Source organism: Desulfoscipio sp. XC116, from assembly GCF_039851975.1.
In the GTDB taxonomy this organism is placed as follows: Bacteria; Bacillota; Desulfotomaculia; order Desulfotomaculales; family Desulfallaceae; genus Sporotomaculum.
Map to the genome: position 1 here is coordinate 4,083,559 of NZ_CP156660.1, position 19,528 is coordinate 4,103,086.

At 42.8% G+C, this 19,528-nt stretch carries 14 protein-coding genes and 3 pseudogenes; 5 read left to right on the top strand and 12 right to left on the bottom strand.

Going from position 1 to position 19,528, the window contains the following annotated elements; all coding sequences use genetic code 11:
* Window positions 1-163: 163 nt before the first annotated feature.
* Window positions 164-2,044 (bottom strand): FAD-dependent oxidoreductase, encoded by a 1,881-nt coding sequence (locus ABDB91_RS19110; RefSeq protein ID WP_347489308.1) that lies wholly within the window; start codon window positions 2,042-2,044, stop codon window positions 164-166.
* Between the two features lie 58 nt (window positions 2,045-2,102).
* Window positions 2,103-2,552, bottom strand: coding sequence for a hypothetical protein (locus tag ABDB91_RS19115; protein WP_347489309.1), 450 nt, complete (start codon window positions 2,550-2,552; stop codon window positions 2,103-2,105).
* A gap of 197 nt (window positions 2,553-2,749) precedes the next feature.
* Between ABDB91_RS19115 and ABDB91_RS19120 the strand changes: the two genes are divergently transcribed.
* From ABDB91_RS19120 to ABDB91_RS19130, 3 genes are all read left to right on the top strand, one after another.
* Entirely contained in the window at window positions 2,750-4,444 is a 1,695-nt protein-coding gene (locus ABDB91_RS19120) for a DUF4127 family protein (RefSeq protein ID WP_347489310.1), read from the top strand.
* A 327-nt stretch (window positions 4,445-4,771) separates the two neighbouring features.
* A complete protein-coding gene (locus tag ABDB91_RS19125) occupies window positions 4,772-6,076 on the top strand; it encodes an AAA family ATPase (protein ID WP_347489311.1) in 1,305 nt (434 codons plus the stop codon).
* A complete protein-coding gene (locus tag ABDB91_RS19130) occupies window positions 6,077-6,565 on the top strand; it encodes a hypothetical protein (RefSeq protein ID WP_347489312.1) in 489 nt (162 codons plus the stop codon).
* Window positions 6,566-6,582: 17 nt separating this feature from the next.
* On the opposite strand, the gene ABDB91_RS19135 is transcribed toward ABDB91_RS19130, so the two are convergent.
* From ABDB91_RS19135 to ABDB91_RS19150, 4 genes and pseudogenes are all read right to left on the bottom strand, one after another.
* On the bottom strand, window positions 6,583-6,837 hold the full coding sequence (locus tag ABDB91_RS19135; protein ID WP_347489313.1) for a hypothetical protein: 255 nt from the start codon (window positions 6,835-6,837) through the stop codon (window positions 6,583-6,585).
* Between the two features lie 297 nt (window positions 6,838-7,134).
* Window positions 7,135-7,497, bottom strand: coding sequence for a type II toxin-antitoxin system HicB family antitoxin (locus ABDB91_RS19140; protein ID WP_347489314.1), 363 nt, complete (start codon window positions 7,495-7,497; stop codon window positions 7,135-7,137).
* A 2-nt stretch (window positions 7,498-7,499) separates the two neighbouring features.
* Window positions 7,500-7,631 (bottom strand): annotated as a pseudogene (locus ABDB91_RS19145) (type II toxin-antitoxin system HicA family toxin); the annotation flags it as partial.
* Between the two features lie 25 nt (window positions 7,632-7,656).
* Window positions 7,657-7,778 (bottom strand): annotated as a pseudogene (locus ABDB91_RS19150) (transposase); the annotation flags it as partial.
* A gap of 260 nt (window positions 7,779-8,038) precedes the next feature.
* Between ABDB91_RS19150 and ABDB91_RS19155 the strand changes: the two are divergent.
* Entirely contained in the window at window positions 8,039-9,316 is a 1,278-nt protein-coding gene (locus ABDB91_RS19155) for an ATP-binding protein (protein WP_347489315.1), read from the top strand.
* A 197-nt stretch (window positions 9,317-9,513) separates the two neighbouring features.
* A complete protein-coding gene (locus tag ABDB91_RS19160; protein WP_347489316.1) occupies window positions 9,514-9,795 on the top strand; it encodes a nucleotidyltransferase family protein in 282 nt (93 codons plus the stop codon).
* A 65-nt stretch (window positions 9,796-9,860) separates the two neighbouring features.
* On the opposite strand, the gene ABDB91_RS19165 is transcribed toward ABDB91_RS19160, so the two are convergent.
* From ABDB91_RS19165 to ABDB91_RS19190, 6 genes and pseudogenes are all read right to left on the bottom strand, one after another.
* Entirely contained in the window at window positions 9,861-10,595 is a 735-nt protein-coding gene (locus tag ABDB91_RS19165; RefSeq protein ID WP_347489317.1) for an ABC transporter ATP-binding protein, read from the bottom strand.
* Between the two features lie 11 nt (window positions 10,596-10,606).
* Window positions 10,607-11,413: an ABC transporter permease gene (locus tag ABDB91_RS19170; protein WP_347489318.1), complete on the bottom strand. Its 807-nt coding sequence runs from the start codon at window positions 11,411-11,413 to the stop codon at window positions 10,607-10,609.
* Window positions 11,414-11,585: 172 nt separating this feature from the next.
* Window positions 11,586-12,444, bottom strand: a pseudogene (locus ABDB91_RS19175) (UDP-galactopyranose mutase).
* A gap of 55 nt (window positions 12,445-12,499) precedes the next feature.
* Window positions 12,500-13,804, bottom strand: coding sequence for a UDP-glucose/GDP-mannose dehydrogenase family protein (locus ABDB91_RS19180; protein ID WP_347489319.1), 1,305 nt, complete (start codon window positions 13,802-13,804; stop codon window positions 12,500-12,502).
* A gap of 534 nt (window positions 13,805-14,338) precedes the next feature.
* On the bottom strand, window positions 14,339-18,046 hold the full coding sequence (locus ABDB91_RS19185; protein ID WP_347489320.1) for an FkbM family methyltransferase: 3,708 nt from the start codon (window positions 18,044-18,046) through the stop codon (window positions 14,339-14,341).
* Window positions 18,047-18,048: 2 nt separating this feature from the next.
* Window positions 18,049-19,515, bottom strand: coding sequence for a hypothetical protein (locus ABDB91_RS19190; RefSeq protein WP_347489321.1), 1,467 nt, complete (start codon window positions 19,513-19,515; stop codon window positions 18,049-18,051).
* Window positions 19,516-19,528 lie beyond the last annotated feature (13 nt).

The following is a 19,528-nucleotide window of genomic DNA, read 5'->3' on the forward strand; positions in this document are numbered from 1 at the left end:
CTTATTGGCACTGGGCGCTTACTGCATTTGGCGCTATCGGCACTTGGCGCTTATAGCGCTTGGCATGTGTCGGCATTCGGCGCTATTTGCGTTTGGCGGTCATTGGCACTTGACACATACCGGCGTTTAACGTCTAATATCCCTTATCCCGCAGCATATCCGCCTACTGCGGGATATCCGCTTCTTGCAGCATATCCACAAACTCTTTTATCAGCAGATAAGCCGCCCCGTGGCTTAGCGGTTGTCCAGGGTTCATATAATCCTGCCAGTAATCTTCATGCTCCGCGAAAACACCTTTTTCCGCAAGATAATCAAACGATGCTTGCTTGCTTAGATCCATGCCCAGGAATTTAACCAGCATGCGACAGGCATCATAAAGGTTAAAGACATTTCCCTCGGGATACAGAGCAGGATGTTCTTTAATACCCAGACCGGTCTGTTTGGCTGCCTGGTACAGAATATTGATATATCTTTGCTCGGCGATATCCCGGTCCAATTGATAATCATTATTATACCCACCCGAGGCCAGCCCAAGCCCGCGCACTAATTTCAAACCGGCGTAAGCTTCGTGACCGGTCAATTCGTTGGCTATACGGAACGGCTTCAGCTCCATACCCTGTTCGTTTAACCGGCGCTGTAATGCAGTGATTAATGGCCGGCTGCCGGCCATTTCCCGAAAGGTTAATTCGTTTTCCGCCGCCAGGGCCGCTGCCGCACCGGCGGCCTGTCCCGCAGCCATCCCCACGGGAATTGTCCTGGCGCTGCCGTGGGCCAGGGAGTCAAAGCCGGCCGACCGGCCCACCACCAGCAGTCCGTCCACCTGCCGCGGCACCAAGCACCTGAAGGGTACGGCATATTGCTGAGGCGCGCCGATGATGATACCTGGGATACCGGGGTCGGCGGGTTGGATATCTACGGGATATGATCCGAAAGCTATCCTGTCGTCAAAATCCCTGTTTTCCAACACATCATCCAAGGTCAACCGGTACTCGCCCCAAATATGCCTTGACTCGCGCACGTATAACTCGGGGGCCATTCCTCCCGAAACGGCCTTATTTAAACCAGGTATATGCTTATTTATGAAATCTACAATTAAAGGTATTTCCCTGGCGGCAATCTTTTTGGCCTCCTGCCTGGAACCGGGGTCAAGGGGGTCGACTCCGAAAATCAGCAGCGCATTAATCAACAAACTGCCGTCATTTTGCCGGCCGATATTCAATCCTCTCAAAAAAAGCCTTTCATCGGACGGTTTATATAAGGATGTCTGCTCATAAAAACCCCAGGCGCTGTGTATATTGGCGCCGGTACTTTTTTTATCGTCGGTAAATCTCAGATGATATAGAATCTTCAGCCAGTCCAGCCAATTCACATTCTCCAGCCTGAATACCCGGGTAACCGCCATTAGACCGGATTGTCTGCCGATATCCTCCTGGCCCAGGCTAAAAGGCACTCCGGCCAGGGCCGCCATGTCCGCGTCCTGAGTAGCGTCAATAACAGCCCGGGCACTAATTTCTTCAAGCACGCCATCATGAACCAGCTTAATGCCCGTGACCGCTCTGCGGCCCAGTGGTTCATCTTCCACCACGGGTGTTATAGTTTCAGCGTTAAGCAGCACACTCAATTTTTCTTCACGGTTCACCAACCGGTTAAAAGTCCGGACGGCGGTTCGCACATCGAATGAATCGCCTTCCACCCGGTTATAAAATTCCTGAAAGATGCCTTTGTTTAAAATCTCCCCGTCGGGGCCGTAGTTCATATCTATGCTGTTCAGCCAGCCCCGGGTCATCAGCCCCCCCAGTTCCGGCCCGGTGTCCACCAGCAGAACGTTAAGGCCGTTCCGGGCCCCCGACACTGCGGCGGCCACCCCTTCGGGCTCTCCGCCCACAACGAGCAAATCATAAGCATCCTCCGCGTGAGAAAGCGGATGTAAATATTCATCCTCCATAACCCTGTTGTTGATGGCGTTAACAAGCACGCAGGCCAATATTATAACTGCCGCCCCGGCCAATAATGCCGACAAAGCAAACCTTCTGTTAATAATCATCAGCAATAATGACCTCCTCCCCCACTAAGGCGAGGGGCACCCGAGTCAACCCCGGATACTAATATCCCCGGTACATAATGGTAGTCGGTTTTTGAGCCTTAACGCCCCGGCCGTCAGATCTGGGCAGGCTGAGCAAATGGTTGTTTTCCACTGTCTGGCCGGCCATGACGTTTTTCCCGGCCGTCAGATCGGGTATACCGCCACCGCTGGGATCCACCACTGCGGCACTGCCGCTGCGCACAATGATTTCGGTACCTGCCTTACCAATGAACTCCTGGCCGGTTTCCAGTTCGGCAACGCTCCAGGCCAAAGAACCGGAGCCACCCGAATTGCTCATGCCGCTAATGTATTTCTGCACATATTCTTCCACAAAGCTTTTGGTAACCAGGGGATCGCCTGCGGAACCGGGGTCTCCGCCGCTGGCAGCGGCCAAACCCGTATATCCGATAATAGCCGCGGCCATGAGCAGCAAAGATACCATTATAGCTTTAGTTTTCCTATTACCCATTGAAAAACCTCCGCTCCGTTTATTCATACCTGGTTTTCTACTTCGACAAGACGAGTGCATTTCCTGCATATGGCCTTGTCCCGGCCAGACCCTTTCTGTATAATTAACATAATCCGGGTGTCATTACCGCGCATACAACCTATGTGCGATGCCTGGAGCCCTGAATATCCCCGTGTTTTAGAAAGGTGGTATTTGATTTGAAAAAACTGCGGGTTATTATTGTCGCATTACTTTTGACATCCTTAACTATAGCATGCGCATATCAAGCCCCGGCCCAGGAAAGCACATCGTCAGGTAAAACAACCGTCCGCACCCCAACTGTATTATACATACCGCTTGACGACCGGCCGGTTAATTACAAAAATGCGCTTGAATTGGGCCAAGCAGCAGGTTTTAGTCTGAGTTGCCCTTCCCCGGAGCAGCTTACCACCAATGCCAAGTTAAACAGTTGGTTGGCGGAGAAAACTCCCCAACACGAGGCTGCCGTGGTTTCTGTTGATATGCTGTTATACGGTGGTCTGGTGGAATCCCGCAAGCACAACCTGGAACCGAATGAATTATCAAGCCGGGTCAACGCCATAAAAAGCATTAAGAACAACGATAATACCGTTTACGCTTTTGTCTCTGTAATGAGGGCTCCAACGGCCAATACGCCCCACACTATGCCTGATTATTACGCCAGGCACGGCGCCCAAATTTTTAAATATGGCGCATTGCTGGATAAAAGCCGCCTGGGCACAATCGAGCCGGCTGAAGCTGAAAAGCTGAGCGAGCTGACAAAAGCCATCCCCGCAGAGTTTCTTAAGGACTTTACCAGCAGACGGGATAAAAATTATCAGGCAACCGAGCAAGTTCTGGAATTAGTGCGGCAGGGTTATATTGACCGCCTGCTAATAAGCAAGGATGATACCTCGCCCCACGGGTTCACTCGTATGGAAGCCGAAAAATTGGGCAAATTGGTGCGGCAGTATAACATCGCTGACAAGGTGCTGTTCTTAACCGGTACCGATGAATGCGGCCAGGTGCTGCTGGCCGCTATGGCCAACAGTCCAGGCGTCGGCAAGGTATCCGGCGGCGCGAATGGCAGTAGCGGGAACGACGCAAGCAATGGCGCGGGCGGCGACGGATCGGCAAGCGACATAAGCAGTCGGTTGGGCGGGGGGGCGCCCCGGGTTTACGTGGATTATGCCTGCCCGTCATTGGCCGGGAATATCCCTTTGTATGAGGATGTTCCCCTGCGGCAAAACGTGGCCTTGCATATTGAAGCCGCCGGAGCCGCACCCGCGCAGCTCCCCGGTGAGGCGGACATCGTACTTGCTTTAAACAACGGTTCAGGAAACGAGGAAGCGCATTCGGAAGCCGCCGACGGGCCCGCCGCTGAAAGGCGGCAATTTATCGATCGCATCAAAAGCTACACCGCACAGGGCATTCCGGTAACCATAGCGGATGTAAATTACCCCAATATGGCGGATGCCGGGTTTATGAATACGCTCAACAAACAATACGACCTGTCACAATTGGCGGGCTACTCGGGATGGAATACAGCCGGCAATTCAGTGGGTCTGGCGTTAAGTCAGGGAACCATAGCCGCCGGACACGCCGCTTCAGACAGCCCCGGCGCCGCCCAAACCAAGCAAAGCATCATATTGAAAAGCCTGCTTGAGGACTGGGGCTATCAGGCGACGGTCAGACCGGTGATTAAGGAAAAGGTACCCGCTGCACAGCATACTTTAATAACCGACCCCGAATTGGAGCGGCGGATCACGGCGGAGATAGAAAAAATGCTTAATGATTTCGCCGAACATAACTTGCGGGAGGACTTTGGCAACGTTAACGCAAACAAAGTAAACCTGCCCTGGCACAGGTTATTTGATATTGATTTTGATGTTTAAATATACTGAGTCTTCACCTTTAGCCCATCCACTTTAGCTCATCCGGATGCCAGACCGGACAAAGCAGAGGCGGCCACCATTTGTTTCGGTGACCGCCTCTGCTTAAGCACAAACAATATTTTTTCCGACATTAGGAATATTTTAAGTTAATGCCCGCATGAATATCAGCTCCTAAAGTAACCATCGTATATTTCCAATTTCCCCCACTGGTTTCCGCTGCTGCAGTATAGTGACCGTATGTGATATAATCGGAAAGAGTCAAGAATTATCGCCCGGTGAAAAAATAACAACGCCAACAATAGCAGCCTTTTGAAAGGTGATAAATATATGGATAAAAAAATATTAATTAGAAATTTTGGTCCTGTGTCCAATTGTGAACTAGAAATAAATGATTTTATTCTGTTTATTGGCGAACAGGCAAGTGGGAAAAGCACTATATGTAAATGCATTTATTTTTTCAGAGCCATGCGTGATGATATTTTCACCTATCTGGTTGAGTCTATCAATAATAGAAGCTTTGATAAGTTTCCTCGTGTTTTATACACAAGAATTAGACAGAGATTCCTCGATTTCTTTGGTTCTTCCAGGCATCTAGATAATACGTTTTTAAAATTTAATTATAGCAGTACGAGCTACATTGAAATCACTCTATCACCCAAGGAAAGAAATATTACAACCGATTATAGCTCTGATATGTTAAAAAGTCTAATAAACCTCGAAGAAAGGGCAAAAAGGTTTTGTAATGATCTTTATCAATACAATGATAATTTATCCAGCACACAAGTACAGTTAATTGAGAAACGTGCTTTTTATCAAGAGCTTAAACTTGAACTTAATAGAATTTTTAACGACGATAGAGAACTTGTTTATATTCCAGCAGGCAGAAGTCTGTTGTCATTGCTTTCAGACCAATTATCCACAATATCCCTGGCTAACCTCGACTATATTACAAGCCAATTCCTAAGAATAATTCAAGAGGAAAAAATAAGTTTTAAGGATGGTATTGATGAACTAATATCAAGAAAAAAGCATACAACAATCGAACCAATAAATAGAAAGATGGTCGAACTTGCAAAGGTTACACTAAGGAATATATTAAAAGGAGAATACAGGAACGATATAAATGGGGAAAAAATTATACTGGATAGCCAATCCAGTAAATTTGTTAAAATAAATTATGCATCTTCAGGACAACACGAATCAATTTGGATACTATACATGATTTTTAGTTGGATTTTAAATCAGAAAAAAATGTTCGTGGTTATTGAGGAACCTGAGGCACATCTATTTCCAGTAGCCCAAAGGGATTTAGTAAACCTAATTGCACTTTTCTCCAATCAAAATAATAATCAAGTGCTTATAACTACCCATAGCCCGTATATTTTAACATCAATAAATAATCTTTTATATGCTTATAAGGTAGGTCAAGAAAAAGAAAATGCTGTTAATAGAGTCATAGACAAGGAATATTGGCTTAATACTAAAAGAGTATCGGCTTATTATCTTGAAAGCAATAAACAGCCTCAAAGTATGATAGACAACGAAGTTAACTTGGTAAAAGCCGAAAAGATTGATGATATTTCGAGTATAATTAATGATGAGTACACCAAACTATATGATCTGGAGGATTAAATGATTTCCTTAGGATATCCTGAATGTGAAAAATCAAGAAGAGATCAAACAATAACTCTAAAAGATCGTACCGGCGGGAATAGTAGGTATATTGGAAGCAATCCCGGCGCAAAGCTAATTATGCAAATTGAAATTGACGGATGCGTTATTAATGATCAAGACAAAAGAAAATGTGATTATCTAATTCTTAATTGTGATGATAATGTATCATATTTTATTGAACTAAAAGGAAGCAATATTAGTGATGCTTATAAACAAATAGCTGAAACATATTTTGAATTAAATAAGATTGCTCAATTCAGAACTAACGTTATTGACGAACACTTCAAAATGATGGCAAGGGTTGTTCTAGCCAAAGGAAATGTCCCCAGGATCATACCCAGTTCTTATCGCAAACTGGTTAAAATATTGGAACAGGTCAATGGTGAAAAAGTTAAAGATGGTATACATATCAAAAGAATAAAATCCGGTCAACCAGAAATATTATAGTTAATTAATTATATAGTCTACCTATAAATTTTCAGCATCAACCAACCGCATGTGATACTGAGTTTATTACCAAAGTTTATTTGCTCCAAAGCTACTGCTTGTTTTTCATCAAATACCACCTTAGGACCGTTAGGTATAGGATAAATTTCCTTCACCCTGGGAAATTTATCAAAAACCTTCACAAAGGTTTCTAACTGTTCGGCTTCCAATACTTGTTTTAAAACAACACCATTCTCATCCGCTTGTTCCTCTTCACAGAGAATGGGCTCCACTTCAATTATATCTTCATCGACTTTTTTAAACGAATACTAATTTTAGATGGAGCTACCACCTGTTCGCTATTTAAATAAGCATCAAGAGTTGCACCCGTTTCCTTTGCTAAACCTTTGATTTTAGCGAACCATTTGTTTCGGTGACCGCCTCTGCTTAAGCACAAACAATGCATGCTCAGTATCATCATTGCAAATACAGTAGCTTTATTTTTAAATCTAATTATATCAAATTAACCAAGGATGATCATCCACAGCACCACTGTTTTGTGACAAAGCTGACCATTGTATACATGGCAATTATTCCGTCAGCCCGAGCTCCAGTGCTTTATTTACCGAGTACTGTTCTATTGCGTCTTCAATGTACTGGTTTAATGACTTTCCTTCTATCATCGCCATTTGTGCGGCCTGCTTATGGAGCTCGGGCCTAATCCTTATATTGAAGCTGCCTTTATACATTCTTTCAGGTTCCTTCTCATTCAAACGGCACAGTTCAAAATAATCCTCGACCGCTTCCTCAAACGCCGCCTTGAGTTCTCCGACACTGGCGCCTTCAAAACTGATCAGATCATTTATGCCTTCAATCTTACCGAAGAATGTTTCATCCTCTGTACTATAATGCACTGAACCAATATAATCTTGATATATCATAACATCTTTCATGGTTAAAGCACTCCTTGTTTTTTTAATTCTTCTATCAGTTGCTCAATCTGATACTTCTTCAATAGCTTTCCCGGATGCGGCCTATGAAGTCTCACGATTTGCCCTGTATCGTTATTAATAAAAGCAACCCTTGATCCAGAAGTGCGGCCTCTATGATCTGTTTATGGTCTCGGAGAACCCCGAAAGCCCATCTTTACAGGCAATCAGGATGTCTTCTACACCCCTGTTTTTAGGTCATTACGCACACCAAGCCAAAAGCTGGCACTTTCATTTTCCCCAATTGTGCGGGTTTTTCGTGACCATTTATGAGAATTTTATCATGTTCTTTAACAAAAAGAGGGTCCTGGTACAGAATAAAGTAGTTGCTAACAATAAGTCTTTCGATTATAAGCAAGGACTATGAGACTTGCCCCGCCTCGTTCGGCACCGTTCCCTAAATGCGGAGTTATCAAATAATATCGGGATTTGGTTCCTTAAATGTGTTGACCGGTGAATGATCCGGGAGTACAATGGAAATAATAAAAGCGTGTGAGGTGGTATCATGGTCAACCGAATAGCAAGAAACGAATACCTGGACTGGTTAAAACGCTGGCGGGAAAAGCAAATCATCAAGGTCGTGTCGGGCGTGCGCCGAAGCGGAAAGTCCACGCTATTCGATATATACCGTGATTATCTGCTTGGTAACGGTGTTGAGAAAGAGCAGGTCATCATGCTAAACTTTGAGGACATTGAGTATGAAAATCTATCTGATTACCGGCTTTTGTACGATTATGTAACGGAGCGGCTTGCGCCGGACAAGATGAATTACATCTTTCTGGACGAGATACAGCACGTTGCCGCCTTTGAAAAGGCGGTAGACAGCTTATTCCTGAAAAAAAACTGCGACGTGTATATTACAGGCTCAAACGCATGGTTTCTTTCCAGCGACCTTGCCACGGTGCTTTCCGGCAGGTATGTGGAACTCAAAATGCTGCCGCTTTCTTTTCGGGAGTATTATACCGGTCTTGAAGAAACGAAGCAGCACGGTCTTTCCAAAAGGGAAAAGTTTGAACGCTATCTGGAATTCAGCTCATTTCCCTACATCCTGCGGTTTGAGCTGAACAAACGGGAAACCCGCGAGTATTTGCAGGGCCTGTATAACACGGTGCTGCTCAATGACATCGTGGCTCGTAAAAAGATAACAGATGTGGAACAGCTCAAAAAGGTTGTACGGTTCATGCTCCACAACATTGGCAATAAAACCTCCGCAACCAAAATCGCCAACACCTTAAGATCTTCGGGGAGCGGCGCGGACCAAAAGACCGTCGGTAAATATCTTGACGGACTCACGGAAAGCTTGCTTCTGTATGAAGCGCCGCGTTATAACATCAAGGGCAAGCAGTATCTGACGACGCAGCCGAAATACTATGCGGTAGATATCGGCCTTAGGAATATGCTTGTGCGCGGCAAAGAAAGCGACATCGGGCATATTTTAGAGAATGTAGTCTACCTGGAGCTGCTCCGGCGCGGCTATGAGGTTTATGTCGGAGAGATAGACGACGGTGAAGTGGACTTCGTGGCACGAAATGACGAGGGGCTTGAATACTACCAGATCGCGGCAACAACGCTCGATGAAGAGACGCTTGCCCGTGAGCTCGCCCCGTTCAGGAAAATAACGGACAACTACCCCAAAACCTTGCTGACGCTGGATGATGTATTTGGCGCAGCAGATTACGACGGCATCAAGAAGAGGAATCTGCCGGAGTGGCTGCTTGAACAGGCGGAATACAGCGGGCATTTTTTAATGTGCCGCCCGCCGGACCCAGCCAGTTCTGACTAATGGTATCAACCCAGACCCAGCTCTTTTTTGATTGACAAACGCTAGTGCACATGATATTTTAGTCATATACCATATTTTAGTAGAATTAAATTAACTCTTAGGGTTTAACAACCATTAACGTATATTACGGACTTTCGCGAAAGGTACTTCTAAAGATGTTTGTGTATCCCCAGTCGCAAGTGAATGGAGGACTTAGTGTGAACCCAGTTGAGTGTATACAAGAGCATATGTTAGAATTACGCGATAACTATAAGGTTTCCAAATTAGGAATTTTCGGCTCATTTGCCCGAGGTGAAGCTAAAGGATCAAGTGACATTGATATACTGGTGGAATTTAGCGACTACGTGGATTTGTTTCACTTCATCAAGTTGCAATATCACTTGACAGAGATTCTTGGTCGGAAAGTGGACCTGGTTACGCCGGATGCCTTAAAACCGATCATAAAAGACCGGGTTCTACAGGAGGTACTGTATATATGACAATACGTGAATCCCTGCCTGCATTGGCGCCGCTGATCAAGCGAGTAATCGTAGAAAGGCAATAACTATTTCTTCGCCAAAAATTCTTCATACCGGTCGCAAAGCTCCCTGGTTTCCCCAAAGGCAATCTGCTTGCCTTTGTCCAGCCAGAGCACCTTGTTGCACATCCTTTTAATTTGATCTAACGAATGGGACACCAGGATGGTTGTCACTCCGCTATGAATGATCTCCATCATTTTGGCTTCGCTCTTCTTCCGGAAGGCCCCATCGCCGACTGACAGCACTTCATCCAAAATTAAAATCTCCGGATTAACCAAGCAAGCAATGGAAAAAGCCAGCCTGGATTTCATACCGGATGATAATTGTTTAAAGGGCCTGTCCTGAAACTCTTCAAGCTCGGCAAAAGCTATGATTTTTTCATACATCTCGTTCATGAACGCTCTTGTATATCCCAGCATGGCCCCGCGCAAATAAGTGTTTTCCTTCACCGTTAAATCACCGTCAAAACCGGAAGCCAGCTCGAGCAGCGCGGCAATATTGCCATTAACATTCACATGGCCCTTTGTAGGCACCATAATACCGGTAATTACCTTCAGCAACGTGGATTTCCCCGCTCCGTTGCTGCCGATAATTCCGCATAAATCCCCCTTTTCAAGAGCAAAGGAAACGTCATCCACCGCCCAAAATTCCCTTATATCATATTTCCCCTGCAAGCGTCTGACTATATATTCCTTAATGCCGATTTCTTTAAAATCCCCTGTGATGTATCGAACGGATACATTACGCAGCTTCACAATCATAGTAGTCCCTCTTAAACATAGTATAGGAATTTGTAATTGTACTTTTTATAGATAACACCACCGACAATCATTGCCGCCAGAGCGTAAAACGCACAGAGCAAATGGTAATTAACCGATGGAACCGTATTGTCAATAACGATTGTTCTGAAATAAGTAATATACACAAAAATAGGGTTTAGGTGAAACATATATTGCATTGTTAGTGAATAAGAATCAATGGTATAAAATATGGCTGAAAGATACATTATCATCATCGTAAATACATCATATAGGTACTGAATATCCTTAAAAATAATAAATAATGCCGATAAGATTAAACCTATCCCAATGTTGAATATGAGCAAACAAGCAGTGGGATAGATTAACAGTATAAATTTCCATGTAAAAGGTATGCCGTCCATAGCCACAAAAATAAAAAATATAACCAAAGTAAGAGCAAAATTAATTAACGAAGATACATTTTGGGAAAACACAAATAAATACTTGGGCACATTCACCTTGGTAAAGATCGAAGAATTAGCGACAAGAGCGGTCATACCACCGCCGGTAGCCTCCCGGTAGTAAAAGAATACCAAGTTTCCGGCAAACATATAGATAATAAAATGGGGAGTGGTTCTGCCGAAAAACTCCGTAAATACAATAGCCATCACTAAGAGTGTCAGCAGAGGCGCAAGCATGCTCCACAAAATTCCCAAAACAGTCCGCTTATACTTCTTTTTAAAATCCCTTTTTACAAGTTCCTCAAAGAGAAACTCATGCTTTTTCAGTTTTTTAAGCAACGAAAAAACTTTAATATTAATCCTAAAACTCTTTAGCATGGGAGTTCTCCTCTTTAATCCCTAAATGATGATACCAAAGAAGAAGAAACTAAAGCCGAAACCATCTTAAAAACACAGCTTTTTCTGCACTGCAAATACCATACTTTAGCATAATAACATTAAATAACTTCATGTATCTTCTATTTCTCCATAATAAATAAGGCAATATCATTTACTCGCCAAACTCGATGGCAACAGCCTTAAGTGCTGCGTCAATCACCTTATCCATATCATAATAACGATAACTACCCAACCTACCGCCAAAAATCACATTATTTTGGGTTTCAGCAAGTTTTGCATATTGAGTATATAACATATTATTTTTTTATCATTAACCGGGTAAAACGGTTCATCACCGGGCTTCCATTCTGAAGGATACTCTTTTGAAATCACAGTCATAGTTTGTTTTCCAAACTCAAAATGCTTATGCTCGATAATTCTGGTATACGGAATTTCACGATCAGTATAATTGACAACAGCATTGCCTTGGTAATTGTCACAGTCCAACAGCTCATGCTCAAAGCGCAAGGGCAACCTTTTAATAATAAAAGCCGGAAGCTCTGTACAGGGACGGCCCCATTGTTTCTCAGTATATCCTTTAATCAACTTCTCATAGACATCCCTGCCAACCAATGATAAAGCCTGTTCCTCCAAATTAAGAAGGTTCGATAATATTTAGCCGCCGGGTTTGCTCTTTTACTTTTGCCCTGGCTTGAGCCAGAGTCTTGAAGGTATTCATATTGAAAGGTAAATTATATAATTCACCTTTATAAATAGCAACAGGAGAATTAATGTAATTATTAAACTCTGCAAACTGATTGATGTATCGCCAAACCTTTTCATTGCAGGTATGAAAGATCTGTGCTCCATATTTGTACACATTGATTCCATCTACGGATTCACAATATTATATTACCACCAATGTGGCCACGTTTATCTATCACAAGACAATATTGGCCCCGCTTGTAGGCATCATAGGCAAAAATGGAACTCAACAGACCTACACCAACGATAAGATAATTGTATTTCATTATCTTATCGGCAGGATACTAGATCTTTATGGAAAGGCTCATCTAAACTCCTTATTCAGTCCAGATAGGATACCACTGTTCTCCCGATAGAATCATAAACCAAAGGATAGCCTTCCATACCCCCTGGGTCGTAACAGTTCCTTCCATCTAGAATGATTGGCCGCTTCATAGTAAGAAAATGCACAGGCTGCAGTTCTAGCACTTCCGGCCACTCGGTAAGGATAAAGCAAATATCAGCATCTTTTAAAGTTTCTTCAGGGGTGTCGCAATATATTATATTGCCGCTAACTTTCCTTTTAAATTTCTCCACTCCGCAGGGGTCAAAAGCCTTGACCTTCGCACCGCTATCCAGCATGATGGGTATATTTACCAAGGACGGTGCCTCGCGCAGATCATCCGTGCCAGGCTTAAAAGTTAGGCCAAGCACTGCGACTATAAGGCCTTCAAAACTATCATAATACTTACGTGCCTTTTTAATAAGACGCAGCTTTTGGTTTTCGTTAACCTCAATAGCCGCTTTTACCGTCTTCAACTCGTGATCATGGAAGTTGCCCAGCCAATGGAGTGCTTTCGTATCCTTTGGAAAGCAGGAGCCACCGTAACCGATACCGGCCCGAAGAAACTTATCCCCAATGCGTGGGTCCATACCCATGCCCCGGGCCACATCCTCCACATTTGCCCCCAGCACCTCACAGAGATTGGCAATCTCATTTATGTAGGAGATTTTTAGGGCCAAGAAATCGTTGGAAGCATACTTAATCATCTCCGCACTGCGGCGATCGGTGAATACAACCGGCTGCTCCAGATTTTCATAGATGTTTGCCATCACCTGACGGGCGGATTCCGATTCCGTACCCACCACGATACGACTGCCGTAAAGCATATCTCTTATTGCAGTGCCCTGAGACAAAAATTCCGGATTAGAAACCACCTCAATGGTAACATCATGCTTTAGATGGCTTTTCAAATGCTGTTCTATTTTTTCATTAGTGCCGATAGGTACGGTAGACTTCACTATCACCACGCAATCACAGGTAACAGAGGCGGCAATCTGTTCGGCAACGGCAAAAACATATGACAGATTGGCAGAGCCATCCGCCTTTTCCGGCGTCCCTACAGCAATAAATATAGCATCCGTGTTCGAATAGGCAACGGCATAGTCAGTAGTGAAGGTAAGGCGACTGAGGTTTTCCGCCATCAACTCGGGTAGAGCCGGCTCGTGGATGGGGCAAGGGCCTTTTTTCAATTGTTCAATCTTGGCCTCGTCCACGTCCACACAGACAACTTGGTGACCAACATGAGCCAGCACAACGGCGGAAGCAAGACCAACATAACCGGCCCCGGCGATTGCAATATTCATATATAATTATCTCCTTATTAAAATATCCTTACTTCAGCCGCTATTTTCTTATCTGCTGTGGGTGGTACTTGAATCAACATCACTCTTAAATACTACAAGTTTACTCAAGATGTAGTTCAATATGATAACCAGCGCATTTGAAATGTTTTTCATTACCAGACAACTCTATTTTGGCTAATCAACGCTGATAATCATGATAGTCAAATCAAGCAACCCGGTTATAAGTACTTTGATAACCATCCCTTGAATTTATTTGCACCTTCTGGTGCATAAACTTAATTTAACAGAAGGGTCTTGCGTGGGGTTCAATTTTACCCAGCATATTGACCAAACCCACAACTTCTCCAACGCAAATCCACATGGATATTGAATTCTTATATTTAAAATTCATAATATATGCCTATTTACTGTCGAACATGAGCTTATAGAGTGACTATATGTGCCAAAACCACAGTATTTACAAGCCCACATATCTAGTCAATGCGACTGCAATTTTCATTCAATTATCTCCTAAAATCCAATTTTATTTAAAATTTATTCTACCTCTGCAATTAATAAAACTTCTCTGGATATGGTATAATCAATCGGCTTATGTATTCTAAACCTATATCCAAGATTCCACTTTTCTATCTCAGGTTTGATTTCGAAAAAGTCTACCGGATTGTGATAAATGCTAAGCAGCAATGTTGGACGTTGTTTTTTTATCGTCCGTTCAGCTCCTTTGAGAAATTCGCGCTCATAACCTTCAATGTCGACCTTTATAAGCCCTACTTCAATCATATTTTCTTCGACGAAATCATCCAAAATCATCATCCTAACGGTTTCTTTATACTGTAAAGTTCCAGTCGGAACGTTAATGGAGCTTGATGAGCTGGCAACGTTAATCTCCACAGTTCCATTTGAGGCACCAAGTGCTACATGTATTGGTTCAACGTTTTCCAGTTGGTTGATTCGCAAAGTCTGTTTCATCATCTCAAAATATTCTGTTGTTGCCTCAAAAGCATACACCTTACCGCTGGTCATAGGTGCAAGTATTAATGCAGAATCACCTATAAAAGCTCCTGCATCAATAATGCATTTAGTATTGAACCATTCAGGGTGCCTTAGTGTGTCAATAAAGTATTTATCAATAAATACACTTATCTCAAAATGTTTTATTGGCAAAAGGTAATTATTATAACTATATAGGTTATCCGAAACTTTTAATATATCTTGCATATTTTGATTTATATATCTAATCCTCTCAGCCTCCGCGTCGGTCATTATGTCTATCGGCAAGTCTTTTACATATGTTATTCTTTTTTGTCTTGCAAGAACCTTTGAGACAGTTGCACGGCTATCCGGGCCTAACCCATTTATCAACGATAAAAATTTGTCTTCAAAATCTGCTCTGCCCATGTATTCAATAAAACCTCTAATTACTCTCCGCTCACTCTCATTGTTATATAAATGTCTTTTAGGCACAGAGGAGTATATGCTTCCTATATTATAGTGGATCCGGCCAGTGGAGTCATGTATCAGCTTTGTTTGAGCTTTTACCTCCATCATAGTATTATTAATGTTGCCTAATCCTTCCTGAGTAGTTTTCTGCTTTTGATCCATTTCGGCCAGTTGACTATTCAAGTTATTAAATACCTGTTTCGTATCTTCTATATTACTTTCTACCAGATCGCTCAAAAGCTTCGTTTTATCTTTGAAAAGCCGTTTGTTTTCACTTCTCAATATTCCAATTTCCAGTTTAACCGCTTCGCTGAGTGCAATAATCCGCTCTATCTCCCGGTTGAATGCCATGATGGGAGGCGGCAAGATAAGTTTAAGTAAATTTTTAAAGCGTTTCCATAACCCGAACTTTCTGGTAGCCTTTCTCTCGTTGCAGGTAAGATGCACTTTAATGCGCAGAAGAGTGTATTTGGCGCCGTGCTCTTGATAACAACGAATAAAGCCGCGGAATTTTCGGCATACCCAGGGTCCGGTAAACTCCACTCGGTTCCTCGGCACATAGGGGGTGGAAATCTCTGCGGATTTTGTATTTACTGTAGTCACTTGCTTCGGTGTGTTATCCAATCTCGGCTGATCCATTCTAATGTACAAATTTCCGACCTTACAGCCAATCAGGCTTAAATACTCCCTGATATCATGTATTGTATTATCAGCAACACTAACCGAATTGGAAGGCGGAAAGCTTTTATCTTCCCGTAAATATGGTCGGACCACATCGGTAGAATGCCAACGGTTGAAATAGTGAAGGGATCGCCGGGAATGATCCTCAAGCTCCTCAGCGGCCAGACTGGTAAGCTTGTTTATGAATCCTTCTTTCGTTCTCCAAGCCATACAGCCCTCATAAATGAAATCAACACTGTTAATTCGCCGGATATCATCATGCACAAATACCGGGATGCCGCATGATAGCATTCCAAGTGTCAGCTTGTATGATACCGTAGGGAACGGTTCAAGAAAAATGTCAACATGGTTATTAAGTGCCGTAACCGATGGATTGTCCGCCCATGGGATGTGAATGAAGGCATCATCTGGAATATCATGCTCACGCATATAGCTTCTTACGTATTCCAGCTTCTCGTTGGGGATTGGCCCCATGTGAATATGCCTGCCATGGGTATGTTCCAGCAATTCCAGGACCATATCTAAATAGACATGGGAGCCTTTTCCGTCGACCTTGTAGAATCTAGCCGCCGCGCAGGCAGTAATTAATTTGTCATGCCCCTTAAACGGCTGATAATGTGGATCCCCAGGGATTTCTACAAGCTCGTTCCAGGTTGGGATGTAAATAACCTTTTCCCCGAATTTCCTGCGCAACATATCGAAATCAGACGGCCTTTTAGCAATAATGCAATCGATGTTAGGATTAGAAATACCCAACAAATACCCGTGATCAAAAGAAAACAAAACATCATTCCGGCAGGGGCCGGACTGCATCAGGGTCATTAAAAACGGATCATGGTGGGACGTATAATAATATGCCTTAGAAGGTAGGACTTCCATATACACTTTAGACAGATATCCAAGTCTGTCCGGGCACTCCTCTGGAGCAATGATTAAACGCAAATTAGGATATTTACTCAGCAATTCTCTCGCCAATTCGTCATGTTCGCCACTTGTAGCAGAGATTAATGTAACCTGTTTATCCGGGTACATATTGATAATCTCATTGAGTTCCCTGAATATCCCGCCTCCTTGGGGATTTAATAAACCAATGAAAATGCATAGGCTATTAGGTTCAGCATTGTTCTGAACATATTCCTGATGATACACTCTGTAGACATAACCCAAGGTTGCACACAAACTATCAGCATACTCCGAAAAATAAACGCCATTAAATATATAGTCTCGCTCGTCAATACGATACGCAATTCTTCCTGCATATTGCTGCACCTGTATGAGTGCAGCTTCTATGCTAATGCCTGAAAACTTGCAATAATTGTCAGTGGCTGTTTTGATTTTATCTTCCCAAATATCTACCAGCATGTTGTAATAGCGTTTTTCAGTCTCTGTAGCAGAGATGTCTCGCATATTGTTCCATAAATTAATCTGACGCCGCACCTGTTGCTTCTCATTTATGCCAGACCATATTCCCAGTTGCGTGAAAACATAAGCCGAGCCTACAAAATTCAAAACCTTAATTTTCTTATTGGAATATATAAGTTGAAATGCCGTTCTGACAGTATCACCCCGGAATACGTCGCTTTTAAAAAGTTCTGGCACATTTCCACGGAAAATGTTCCTATACATAAATACCGTTGTATGATAATAACCGGTATTACGAGTAAAAAAGTCCACATAATTGTATTCAGTCTCTGTATTCTGTTCGGGTACATTAACCATCCCATCTCCAAGATCAATGATGAAATAATGTGCTACACCCGCATATTCAGATTTAACATCCGCATCAAGAAAATCCACCTGTTTCTGCAGCTTATCTTGGACAGTGTAATAATCATCACCGTCAAGTACGCAGTAATAATCGCCTTGCGCCTTAGAAAGACCGTCATAAAAGGCCATAGCATTGCCCATATTCGTCTCATGACGGATGACTTTAACAAATTCATATCTATCCGCGTATCGCTTAAAAATTTCAGGACCGTTATCGTTTGAGCAGTCATCAATGATGATAATCTCATATCGGAAATTGACAGCCTGATAAATAACGGATTCAATCGCACGTTCAATTGTTTCTCCAACATTGAAACACGGCATAATAATTGACAGCTTCACATGGTTGCTCATTACTATTTACAGTCCTTCCCTTTAGCTATCCGAAATGCGCTTGATATCTCCTCCACCAAATCGGAATAGATCTTATCGCGAATATACTCGCCTACTGTTCCAGTTTTCGGAATAAAGTATTGTTTCTTGCGGAATTGCTGTCTTTTCTGTTTATATTTATCTTGGCCTTTGCGCACCATATCTATAAATTCAAATATTTCTTCAGTTTTTGCCGCAATAGGAATGCAATCCTGAAGTTCACGCCACAGCCAAAGAATAGTCGGAGTATTGGTCGTGACTATCATAGGTCTTTCCGTGTAAATATACTCACTAAAGAAAGCGGTTCCATCAGTGATGGCAGCATCTGACACCCAGAATGCCGGGCGGTAATCTTCATCTATATCCAATATAATATTATCATGGGAACTTACTTCTTTTTTGAAATCACCCAGTTCATCTTCTGTCATATAGCCATTATTAACAAGAACGCCAAAAAGTAACAAATGGGGCCTCCAGAGTAAAACAACATCATCATGTTTTTTAAAATAATTTAGAACGGCTTCCCCATGCTGACTCCATGTGCTCATGCCCCCGTCCAAAATCGTATGATGTGTATTCCATATAAAGGTTTTACGGCCGTTAATCTTTTTTATCCAGCCTTTAGGGATTTCATGCTGATAAAGTTCAGTGCGAGCAATTCCGTCAGCTTTCGGATGCCCCCAAACCACGACATTGTATCCGCCTCTGTATCCATATCTGGCAGCGCATTTCTTAGCAACGGGTCCATAAACAATATGTCTCCATGCATGATACATCATAGGAAGCTGAAAGTTATATTCAAGAAAATTTCTGGTCGTTTCCATGCTATACGGAATGTAGATAATTCGCGCTCCAGCCAACATGACACTATTGTGACTATATTTTTTATTTATGCCATTAAATCTCCCATTATAAGGTTTAACATAGAACACCACATCCGGGTTATCAATAGCCATGTCATACTCATTCTCATGTATAACGATAACCCCATATCTATCTCGGTATATATTTAAAACTCCGTTATCGTTTTTTCCCTTTGTATTCTCATGTTGTTCCGCAACATATACAATCTTAACTATATACCGAGCATCATTAAGCATTGCACGATATACGCTATCTACAGAAGACCATACCCTTGGTTCATGTGTAATAAAAACCACTCTGAGATTACTGTCAGTCAGCGTTGCAGCTTCGACACCTAGGCGTTCTATATCAGTATCAATCTCATAATCATTCAAAAGTAATATGTAAAGTTTTCTTAATAATTCAAGATATGTCTCATCTCCGGAAGGTTGTCCCCAAGCACCTTTTTCGCGCTCTTCTATGCGTCTTATTTTTAACTCAATAATATTACATAATTCATCTCTGCTATTTTTTGTTTCTATCTCCAGTGCCCGGTTACATAATTCTTGCAGTTCACGCCCGGATGTAAAATTCATATTTACAAGCATACTTAAAAACCCT

Bases quoted from the DNA above. Each gene is read 5' to 3' on its own strand.
- ABDB91_RS19110 (WP_347489308.1), bottom strand. From the start codon at position 2,044: ATGATTATTAACAGAAGGTTTGCTTTGTCGGCATTATTGGCCGGGGCG.
- ABDB91_RS19115 (WP_347489309.1), bottom strand. From the start codon at position 2,552: ATGGGTAATAGGAAAACTAAAGCTATAATGGTATCTTTGCTGCTCATG.
- ABDB91_RS19125 (WP_347489311.1), top strand. From the start codon at position 4,772: ATGGATAAAAAAATATTAATTAGAAATTTTGGTCCTGTGTCCAATTGT.
- ABDB91_RS19130 (WP_347489312.1), top strand. From the start codon at position 6,077: ATGATTTCCTTAGGATATCCTGAATGTGAAAAATCAAGAAGAGATCAA.
- ABDB91_RS19140 (WP_347489314.1), bottom strand. From the start codon at position 7,497: ATGAAAGATGTTATGATATATCAAGATTATATTGGTTCAGTGCATTAT.
- ABDB91_RS19155 (WP_347489315.1), top strand. From the start codon at position 8,039: ATGGTCAACCGAATAGCAAGAAACGAATACCTGGACTGGTTAAAACGC.
- ABDB91_RS19165 (WP_347489317.1), bottom strand. From the start codon at position 10,595: ATGATTGTGAAGCTGCGTAATGTATCCGTTCGATACATCACAGGGGAT.
- ABDB91_RS19170 (WP_347489318.1), bottom strand. From the start codon at position 11,413: ATGCTAAAGAGTTTTAGGATTAATATTAAAGTTTTTTCGTTGCTTAAA.
- ABDB91_RS19180 (WP_347489319.1), bottom strand. From the start codon at position 13,804: ATGAATATTGCAATCGCCGGGGCCGGTTATGTTGGTCTTGCTTCCGCC.
- ABDB91_RS19185 (WP_347489320.1), bottom strand. From the start codon at position 18,046: ATGAGCAACCATGTGAAGCTGTCAATTATTATGCCGTGTTTCAATGTT.
- ABDB91_RS19190 (WP_347489321.1), bottom strand. From the start codon at position 19,515: ATGCTTGTAAATATGAATTTTACATCCGGGCGTGAACTGCAAGAATTA.